Origin of the sequence: Escherichia sp. WS2035, assembly GCF_046487065.1 — a bacterium.
Lineage (GTDB): Bacteria > Pseudomonadota > Gammaproteobacteria > Enterobacterales > Enterobacteriaceae > Escherichia > Escherichia coli.
The window spans coordinates 44,468-53,846 of the sequence record NZ_JBJQKD010000023.1; the positions used below are offsets into that span (position 1 = coordinate 44,468).

The following is a 9,379-nucleotide window of genomic DNA, read 5'->3' on the forward strand; positions in this document are numbered from 1 at the left end:
GCTCCCCTTATTTAAAGCATTTTGTTTTTTTTGTATTCTATTGTTAGGCTCAGTATTAATTCGGGGTAATAATAATCTTATTTCACCAGTGGTTAGACAAGAATTTTTTTTATCGAAAAAAACAACCCCATCCTTTTATCAGAAAATTGATGCGTGCTTTAGCAACGTTAATCTTGACTTTACATACAAGTCTGTTGATTACTCAGCATCTACCATTTTGCAATACATTAGAAGATTAATAAGAAAGCTTTACATTAAATAAAAGAGATGCAATTATCAATAAAATAAGAATATCTCGTTAAGAAATATAGCAATATATATGATATTTCAGGAAATAAGTAATCATACATCTATTGATTTATAAAGTATTATTGGAAGGAAGTGTTACATGAACGATTTACGCACTCCCCTCCATTACACTAATAAACACCACCGACTTGGTATTTATAAATTTTCTAATAAAAGCATCATTTTCACTGAAACAAAATAAATATCAATCACTAAGATAATTAACTTATCTGAACAAGTAATCACACTCATATGTTATTAGTTTTCTTATTAATCAGAAAGGAGGGATTTATAAACCAGCAACTTTTTTTGTAGGTGGAGCCACGGTTGATTTCTGATATCAACCACCTGAGTTTATTTTCGTCGAATGGTAATGTCTTGTCGCACAAACGCTATCTGAATAATTAACTGTAATGGCGTTATTGGTATATTTGCCGACATTAACGCTAATAAAGACCCTGATTGCTTCATAATCGCAGGATTTGGCCATTTTGTCTCCCTTTAGATAAGAGTTAACAAAATAACCCCAGGAAGAAGGTACCGGTTTCCACGTTACAGACGTTCCCGGCATAAAGTGTCCGACCAGGGCCTTATTCGCAGTTACCAGCGCCCTGTATGCCCTGATATTTTCTGGAACATGGATGACCGGGGCAGTAATCATACCGGGTTTGACTGACTCCCCTGATATTCTGACATAAAAGGGAATAAATAAAGCGACATGTGGCCACATTGTAAACAAACGTTAAACAAAACAGCATTTTTCAGTTGACTACTACGAGTAAATAAAAAAATATTTATCAAAAACAAACGAGTGGAATGGAGTTAACTTGTCTATGTACTTAAAGATTCTTGCTACTGCACTCTCAGCTCCTGTAGCGTTTGCTGCACTGGCTTCTGATACTGGGCTTTCTTTTACACCGGAGAAAATCAGTACGGAGATTGATTTTGGCACTTTAAGTGGCAAGGCCAAAGAACGGGTTTATCTGCCTGAAGAAAAAGGGCGCAAAGCCAGCCAGCTGGACTGGAAATACAGTAATGCGCCAATTGTCAAGGGGGCATTTAACTGGGATCTGTTACCCAGAGTATCTGTCGGTGCCTCAGGGTGGACAACATTAGCTGGTCGTGGAGGCAATATGGTGGACAGGGACTGGCTGGATACGAGCAATCCCGGAACCTGGACTGATGAGAGTAAACATCCGAATACCCGTCTAAATTTTGCTAATGAATTCGACCTGAATATTAAGGGATGGCTCCTGAATCAACCAGACTATCAGTTAGGTCTTATGGCTGGTTACCAGGAAAATCGTTATAGCTTTACAGCAAAAGGAGGCTCTTATATCTATAGTAGTGAGGGAGGCTTCCGGGATGAAACGGGATCATTTCCAGATGGTGAAAGAGCTATAGGCTACAAACAACACTTTAAAATGCCCTATATAGGGTTAACCGGTAATTATCGGTATGATAGCTTTGAGTTCGGGGGGAGTTTCAAATATAGCGGATGGGTGAAGGCATCGGATAATGATGAGCATTACAACCCTGAGAAAAGGATCACCTATCGTAGCGATGTAAATAATCAGAACTATTACTCTGTCTCACTACATGCTGGTTATTATATTACACCTGCAGCTAAAGTTTATGTCGAAGGAACATGGAACCGTATTACTAATAAGAAAGGTGATACTTCTCTGTACTCCAGAAATTTGAATATATCTGATCACACCAAAAATGGTGCAGGCATTGAAAGCTATAACTTTATGACCACAGCTGGTCTGAAGTATTATTTTTAACCTGAAGCATGCCTGTTTTTAACTTTTTCATGACACTTTAAATATGATAAACAAAAGGCCAGCACTTCTGATGGTGGTCTTTTGATTTTTTATAATATGTGGAGGGTATATGTGCTCAACGATAAAAGTGTTTCTGTTAACTCTTGTATTTTTAAAGATGCTGCCCTGCCACTCTTCATGCATAACGACACAGTGTTATCGACATAAAAATAATTGATAAGCGATGTTAACAATATGAACTTTATTATAATTCTATTACTCGTCAATAATAAGAAGACCATCCAATAAAAACACACGCAATAACCTGAAGGATTCTGCCGTATAAAAATAAACATTGTTTTTACATTTAATCTCTCTTGATTTTGTTTAATCATTGTTTATGTAAGATAATTTATTTTTATAATGATCACATGAAAACAAAAGAGGTTAGATATGAAATTATTATTACTTACAGGTGCAACAGGATTTCTTGGTGGCGCGGTCCTGGATAAGCTGCTGGATAACTGTAATAATATAAATTTGCTACTTTTAGTACGAGCACCTACTCCACAAGCGGGACTGGAAAGAATTAAAGAAAATATGCGTAAATTTAATGTTTGTGAGGAAAGGTTGCATGCATTAACTAATGATAACATCTTGCCTGGGGATCTAAATAATCCGGAAGCCTTTCTCATGGATCCTCGTCTTGATGAAGTCACTCATGTTATAAACTGTGCGGCTATAGCTTCTTTTGGTAATAATCCTTTTATATGGAATGTGAATGTTACAGGTACACTTGCTTTTGCAAGAAGAATGGCAAAAGTGGCAGGACTGAAACGCTTCCTTCATGTTGGTACTGCTATGTCTTGTACACCTCATACGGGGTCGCTAGTTAAGGAAGAGTCTGCTTCATCAGAAACAGGTGAACATTTAGTAGAGTATACGCATTCAAAAGCAACAATAGAATATCTGATGCGTAAGCAGTGTCCTGATTTACCTTTGTTGGTTGCCCGACCATCAATTATTGTTGGCCACAGTCGTTTAGGGTGCTTACCTTCAACCAGTATTTTCTGGGTATTCAGAATGGGGTTAATGTTGCAAAAATTTATGTGCTCTCTGGATGATAAAATAGATGTTATCCCTGTAGATTATTGTGCTGATGCATTGCTAATGTTGCTTGAAAGCTCGTTAATTAATGGTGAGATTGTTCATATATCAGCAGGTAAAGAAAGTAGTGTGACGTTCTCTGCTATTGACGAAGCTGTAGCCCGTGCTTTGAACTGTGATCCTGTTGGAGACAGATATACTAAAGTCAGTTATGACATACTGGCAATGAGCCGTCATGATTTTAAAAATATTTTTGGTCCCTGTAACGAACGCCTTATGTTAAAAGCCATTCGTTTATATGGAGCGTTCAGTATGCTCAATGTTTGTTTCAGTAACGACAAGCTACTGAGTATCGGAATGCCTAAACCGCCAAAGTTTACTGATTATATTAAATACTGTATAGAAACGACAAAACACCTTTCAATTCAACAACAAATGGAAGTTGATTTTAAATAATATTTATCATAATCAGAATTATTGTTGGTGTTGCACTCATAATATATAAAAACGCCGAGGATATGACTTTGTCAATTAAAAATATAAAGCGCATTATTACGGCCTGGAAACCATCTACATTCGAAACGTACAAAAAAACTTTTGAAAAATACGGTGGTAGTGTAAACATGCATCCGGATGTTGTTTCATACTTTATGATACATCATGACTGGAAGTTTGATTTTTTTCACTATGAAAAAGATGGTGATATCAAAGGCTCATATTTTCTGTGCAATGGAAAACAAATTGGGATAATGGCAAGAAGGTCTTATCCTCTTTCATCTGATGAGGTATTAATTCCTTTTTCCCCACATGCAAGATGTTTTTTTCCGGATAAAACTAATAAATTATCAATTATAAATAAACAAAATATTATCAATGCAACATGGAAAATAGCCAGAAAAAAACAAAATTGTATTATAAAGGAATCTTTTTCACCTAAATTTGAAAAAACTCGCCGAAATGAAATCCAGCGATTTATCAGGAATGGCGGAGAGATTAAGTGTATAAGCCAGTTATCCGATAAAGAAATATCCAGCTCTTATATATCACTTTTTCATTCCCGGTTTGGAGGTACCCTACCTTGCTACGAATATGATAATCTGTTAATGTTTATTTCTCACTTACGAGAACTTATGTTTGGCCATGTGCTATTCTGGGATAATAAACCGTGTGCTATTGATATAGTACTGAAATCTGAAAGCTCATGTAATGTTTATTATGACGTTCCAAATGGTGCAGTTCTGAATGATGAGAATTGCATGAAACTAAGTCCGGGAAGTGTCCTTATGTGGCTGAATATAGATAAAGCGCGAAGGTATTGTCAGGATAATAATAAAAAGATGATATATTCTATCGGTGCATTCAGACCTGAATGGAAATATAAACTACTATGGTCTGTTCCCTGTAAGGTTGGTAAATGCTTATGTTAGAATATGTATAAAGGTAAGTAACTATATAAGAGCGTCCAGTCTGCAAATACTCCTCTAAACATGGAGGAGTAGATTTATAATATCATAACATTTACTAAATCGTTTTACATTAATTTCAAATTTGAAATTAATGTATTTTGATAACTATATATTTTTGATTCCGAAAACAGACATTTCTTTCTTTGAGTCAGGGCTTACACTCAAAATATTAATATTGTTTGTGTGAAGACATATTATTCAATAACGATGGTGAGAAATATCTGTACTTTTTCGCATAATCTAACCATTTACTTAATTGTTCATTCTGTGAACAGAATCTGTTTGTTATGTATCAGGTTGATGATGTGATTAAGCAGTCTGAAACCAGAGGAATATGGAGTCAGAAATTTTCAGTTGTCTTTTAAGGGCGTCTGCAGGATTTTTTCTCCGTTTCTGCCTGTCCTGGCATTACCCCAATTCTCCCAAAAACAGTAAACCAGCCCTCAGCCCGCACCATGACTGGCTTAAGACGGGATCCCAGCGGCAAAATGCGCCTTTACGTATTTGGTTTTACCCGCAATAATGCGTGATAATCAAACAAAAGGATCCGCGCGCTGCGATTTATTGTCGTGGAAGGATCCGGGCGTTCAGGTCAGAATACCTGTATCCATAAACAGTGCGTGTGCTACGTGAAAAATAACTCATGAACAATGTCATTCCCCTGCAGAATTCACCAGAACGCGTCTCCCTGTTACCCATTGCGCCGGGGGTGGATTTTGCAACAGCGCTCTCCCTGAGAAGAATGGCCACTTCCACGGGGGCCACACCGGCCTACCTGCTGGCCCCGGAAGTGAGTGCCCTTCTTTTCTATATGCCGGATCAGCGTCACCATATGCTGTTCGCCACCCTCTGGAATACCGGAATGCGTATTGGCGAAGCCCGGATGCTGACGCCGGAATCATTTGACCTGAATGGAGTAAGACCGTTTGTGCGGATCCTGTCCGAAAAAGTGCGTGCGCGACGCGGACGCCCGCCAAAAGATGAAGTGCGCCTGGTTCCGCTGACAGATATAAGCTATGTCAGGCAGATGGAAAGCTGGATGATCACCACCCGGCCCCGTCGTCGTGAACCATTATGGGCCGTGACCGACGAAACCATGCGCAACTGGCTGAAGCAGGCTGTCAGACGGGCCGAAGCTGACGGAGTACACTTTTCGATTCCGGTCACACCACACACCTTCCGGCACAGCTATATCATGCACATGCTCTATCACCGCCAGCCCCGGAAAGTCATCCAGGCACTGGCTGGTCACAGGGATCCACGTTCGATGGAGGTTTATACCAGAGTGTTTGCACTGGATATGGCTGCCACGCTGGCAGTGCCTTTCACAGGTGACGGGGGGGATGCTGCGGAGATCCTGCGTACACTGCCTCCCCTGAGGTGACGGCATACGCGCTTCCTTATATAAGCTGTGGTCAGCAGAACAGACATAACATAAGCTGGAGCATGTATATAAGCTGTAGTGAGTAAGTCATGTTTTATGAAGGGAGCAATGCCTCAGCATCAGGTTACGGGATCACTTACGTAAGGGACAGGCAGATGGCAGCTCAGCTACAGACAGCACTGCAGGAAACAGAATATAAACTGCAGTGAGCAGACCACTCACTGCACCGGTTAATATAAGCTGTAGTCAGTAAAGGAGCGCTCTTCACTGACTACAGTTTATGTTCAGCGGGATTTGAAGAGTTTTTCCAGGTCATCCAGCGTGATGCCCAGTTTCTCAAGCAGGGCAAGCTTCTCCGCCATCTCCGGACTGACTTTTTCCGCAGGTGAAGGTTGCAACGGATTTTCCTTACTCTCGTCATTCGGCGCTTTTAACCGGGGACGCCGGTAGTGAATACAGAAGAATTTTGTCCGCCCCCGCTGGATCTCCGTGTAATCAAGATATCCAATCTCGCGCAACTGCTCCATTGCCCGTCTGACCGTCTGGTTCTGGGAAAATACAGGAGACTTCAGATTGAGGCGTGCACGCAGCCGCGCCAGCGATATCGGTGCCGGATCCCGGGGCAGGCTCTCTATAAAGGTGTAGAGTGCCTGGGCGGACTCCCGTCGCTTCAGGGCATTAATCGCCTTAAGCTGGAGAAGGACTTTTCTGTCAAACTGGTACAGTTCAAACAGGCGGGGATCGGCCTGTAACTGCACAATATCCCGCTCAGTATCGTAGTAAGCTGACTGTACCAGATGGGTGATATATTCCCGGGTGTGCTTCTCATCGGTACGGGAAAACGAAATCACGGTACCGGCAATGCGCTTCAGGGAAGGGCTGATGCGCTCACGCAGCCTGCGGGATGACTGGCTTGAAGGTATACCACACAGTTTTGCAAACTCAACAAAAGGCAGTTCAACTTTGTCACCAATCACGTTATGGCGGGCAAAGGAATGAATGATCCCCACCCAGGTCTTGAAATCATTATCCATATCCAGGCGGGGGCCGGTGATCTCAACCTTATCGAATCCCTCAGCACGGGCCAGGGAAAGACGTGTCAGCTCTTCCGTGGCATCAGTACGTGACAGTGTATTTTTTTTACTGTTCTTCAGTGATTTAAGGGTCGGTACAAAAACGCCCAGACGCATCAGCGCCACAGGTTGTACGGTGTTGTTATTGTTTGGTGTCAGTGTCACCAGCTCACCGGAGGACTTATCCACCTCGCCGAACAGTTTTTTGATGTCTGAATTTTCGTTTTCCAGAAAGCCTCCAGCCTGTGGACAGTAAAAGAATAAACAGAAAATCGTGTGTCAGAACTCCGCTAACTGACTGAAGAAAAACCTGCAGCCTGTATTTAACAACTGAGTCTGGCATACTGACCATAGTTTATGTCATTAACTTACTTCAGTATATGGATTACTGAATACAGCTTATCATTAGCATGTTACAGTTTATCAGTAACATGCCACAGCTTATGTGATCGTGGTCCCGGCCCATGAGTGACAAGGTTTGCAGCGATATGGGGATCTTTAATGGATCCTTTGTTGATCATTCATGGATCTGTTTACTGGATCGGGCCTCCGGATATGTGGATAAATCATTCCAGAAGGACAGCGCACACAACCGTTTTATGAAAGGGCTTCAGGGCGTACCTGCTCCCTGTAACTACAGATACATTGCGCTTCCTCGCCGGTTCGCGGGCTTCGCCCGGTCACCGGTCTGCGGCGAGCACTGTTTTTTCTGATGTCTGTCTTTACAGGTAATTTTTGACGGAATCTGCCGTACTTCCTGAGCGTACGGTCATATCCGAAGTACACTTCATATGTGTGTTTCAATGCCAGGGATTGTGTATACAAACTACAGGTGTCAGCGCCAGTGATATAAGACGGTAATTCACCATTTGGATTGTCCGCTCCACCCAACATGTTGTTTCCTTAAGGTTCTCACACCAGAAAGGACATCAACATGCTGAGCAGAGAGGACTTTTACATGATAAAGCAAATGCGCCAGCAGGGCGCGTACATTGTCGATATTGCGGCTCAGATTGGTTGCTCTGAACGGACGGTCAGACGCTACCTCAAATACCCTGAACCGCCAGCCAGAAAGACCCGCCACAAAATGGTTAAGCTGAAACCGTTTATGGATTACATCGACATGCGCCTGGCAGAGAATGTCTGGAATAGCGAGGTTATCTTCGCGGAGATTAAGGCAATGGGTTATACGGGCGGACGTTCCATGCTGCGTTACTACATCCAGCCCAAACGTAAAATGCGTCCGTCAAAAAGAACAAGGAGAGAGTTACCGGTTAAAAGAGAAACGTAAAGCTGGAGTGCTGACCAAAAACACAACGCCAATCAGTGATGATGAAATGGTGCAAAGCGGACAGCATCAGTAACGAAAGTATTTAGCGGGCATGAAAATGGCAAATAACGGTCAAACATCGTGGCGTTGACATAGTCGCAGTTTTGGTGAACGAATCACAGACAAAGATGCCATGCACCAGGCTGTTGTTCAGTATGCAGAGCGGGCCGCAGAGAAACTACGTGGGGAGCGTCAGTATTGCCGGCAGGTGACGACATTTGTACGGACATCCCCCTGAACCCTGTTACAGCAATGCCGCTGTGGAAAAGCTTTCATTACCCACACAGGACAGCCGGGACATTATTGCCGCCGCATGCAGAGCCTTAAACCATGTCTGGCGTGAAGGGTACCGCTATATGAAGGCAGGAGTCATGCTGGCTGATTTCACACCATCGGGTATAGCGCAGCCGGGATTATTTGATGAAATCCAGCCCCGTAAAAACAGTGAAAAGTTAATGAAAACACTCGATGAACTGAACCAGTCGGGAAAAGGGAAAGTGTGGTTTGCGGGGCGAGGAACCGCCCCTGAATGGCAAATGAAACGGGAAATGTTGAGTCAGTGTTATACAACTAAATGGCGAGATATTCCCCTGGCCAGGCTGGGTTAGTTCAGTCATCTCCGAACATATTTTCAGCGTTTCTTCTGGTCTGGTCTTCACCGTCATTTCTCGACAGACTCTGCTCTGTAAGGGGAGTACTGCAATCCACAGACGTATGGAGACCAGATTGTTTTTCCAGTAATTCAATCAATTTCTTTTCAACCGAAAAAGCAGGTAATGACTCCAACTTATTGATAGTGTTTTATGTTCAGATAATGCCCGATGACTTTGTCATGCAGCTCCACCGATTTTGAGAACGACAGCGACTTCCGTCCCAGCCGTGCCAGGTGCTGCCTCAGATTCAGGTTATGCCGCTCAATTCGCTGCGTATATCGCTTGCTGATTACGTGCAGCTTTCCCTTCAGG

At 42.5% G+C, this 9,379-nt stretch carries 6 protein-coding genes and 3 pseudogenes; 7 read left to right on the forward strand and 2 right to left on the reverse strand.

Annotation, left to right across the window (positions count from 1 at the left end; translation table 11 throughout):
* Positions 1-1,121 precede the first annotated feature (1,121 nt).
* The 4 genes from ACJHX4_RS24900 to ACJHX4_RS24915 all read left to right on the forward strand — a co-directional run bounded on the left by ACJHX4_RS24900 (position 1,122) and on the right by ACJHX4_RS24915 (position 6,011).
* The gene (locus tag ACJHX4_RS24900; RefSeq protein WP_000280980.1) at positions 1,122-2,075 is read left to right on the forward strand and encodes an omptin family outer membrane protease; all 954 of its coding nucleotides are present in this window, start codon (positions 1,122-1,124) and stop codon (positions 2,073-2,075) included.
* Positions 2,076-2,507: 432 nt separating this feature from the next.
* Complete coding sequence (locus ACJHX4_RS24905; RefSeq protein WP_000771475.1) at positions 2,508-3,617, forward strand: SDR family oxidoreductase; 1,110 nt, start codon at positions 2,508-2,510, stop codon at positions 3,615-3,617.
* 68 nt (positions 3,618-3,685) lie between these two features.
* The gene (locus ACJHX4_RS24910; RefSeq protein WP_001312822.1) at positions 3,686-4,588 is read left to right on the forward strand and encodes an antimicrobial resistance protein Mig-14; all 903 of its coding nucleotides are present in this window, start codon (positions 3,686-3,688) and stop codon (positions 4,586-4,588) included.
* 682 nt (positions 4,589-5,270) lie between these two features.
* The gene (locus ACJHX4_RS24915) at positions 5,271-6,011 is read left to right on the forward strand and encodes a tyrosine-type recombinase/integrase (protein WP_001514245.1); all 741 of its coding nucleotides are present in this window, start codon (positions 5,271-5,273) and stop codon (positions 6,009-6,011) included.
* A gap of 284 nt (positions 6,012-6,295) precedes the next feature.
* On the opposite strand, the gene ACJHX4_RS24920 is transcribed toward ACJHX4_RS24915, so the two are convergent.
* The gene (locus ACJHX4_RS24920) at positions 6,296-7,273 is read right to left on the reverse strand and encodes a RepB family plasmid replication initiator protein (protein WP_000361611.1); all 978 of its coding nucleotides are present in this window, start codon (positions 7,271-7,273) and stop codon (positions 6,296-6,298) included.
* Positions 7,274-8,018: 745 nt separating this feature from the next.
* On the opposite strand from ACJHX4_RS24920, the pseudogene ACJHX4_RS24925 reads away from it, so the two are divergent.
* The 3 pseudogenes from ACJHX4_RS24925 to ACJHX4_RS24935 all read left to right on the forward strand — a co-directional run.
* Positions 8,019-8,348, forward strand: a pseudogene (locus ACJHX4_RS24925) (IS21 family transposase); the annotation flags it as partial.
* Positions 8,341-8,448, forward strand: a pseudogene (locus ACJHX4_RS24930) (AAA family ATPase); the annotation flags it as partial. The pseudogenes ACJHX4_RS24925 and ACJHX4_RS24930, both read left to right, overlap by 8 nt.
* Before the next feature lie 60 nt (positions 8,449-8,508).
* A pseudogene (locus ACJHX4_RS24935) lies at positions 8,509-9,022 on the forward strand (DUF4113 domain-containing protein); the annotation flags it as partial.
* A 179-nt stretch (positions 9,023-9,201) separates the two neighbouring features.
* Here the strand turns inward: ACJHX4_RS24935 and ACJHX4_RS24940 are convergent.
* The coding region (locus ACJHX4_RS24940; protein WP_000663719.1) for an IS1 family transposase at positions 9,202-9,379 on the reverse strand (178 nt) is incomplete at its 5' end.

What these genes read in the sequence shown, in the direction of transcription:
- ACJHX4_RS24915 (WP_001514245.1), top strand. Translation starts at nt 5,271, where the DNA reads ATGAACAATGTCATTCCCCTGCAGAATTCACCAGAACGCGTCTCCCTG.
- ACJHX4_RS24900 (WP_000280980.1), top strand. Translation starts at nt 1,122, where the DNA reads ATGTACTTAAAGATTCTTGCTACTGCACTCTCAGCTCCTGTAGCGTTT.
- ACJHX4_RS24905 (WP_000771475.1), top strand. Translation starts at nt 2,508, where the DNA reads ATGAAATTATTATTACTTACAGGTGCAACAGGATTTCTTGGTGGCGCG.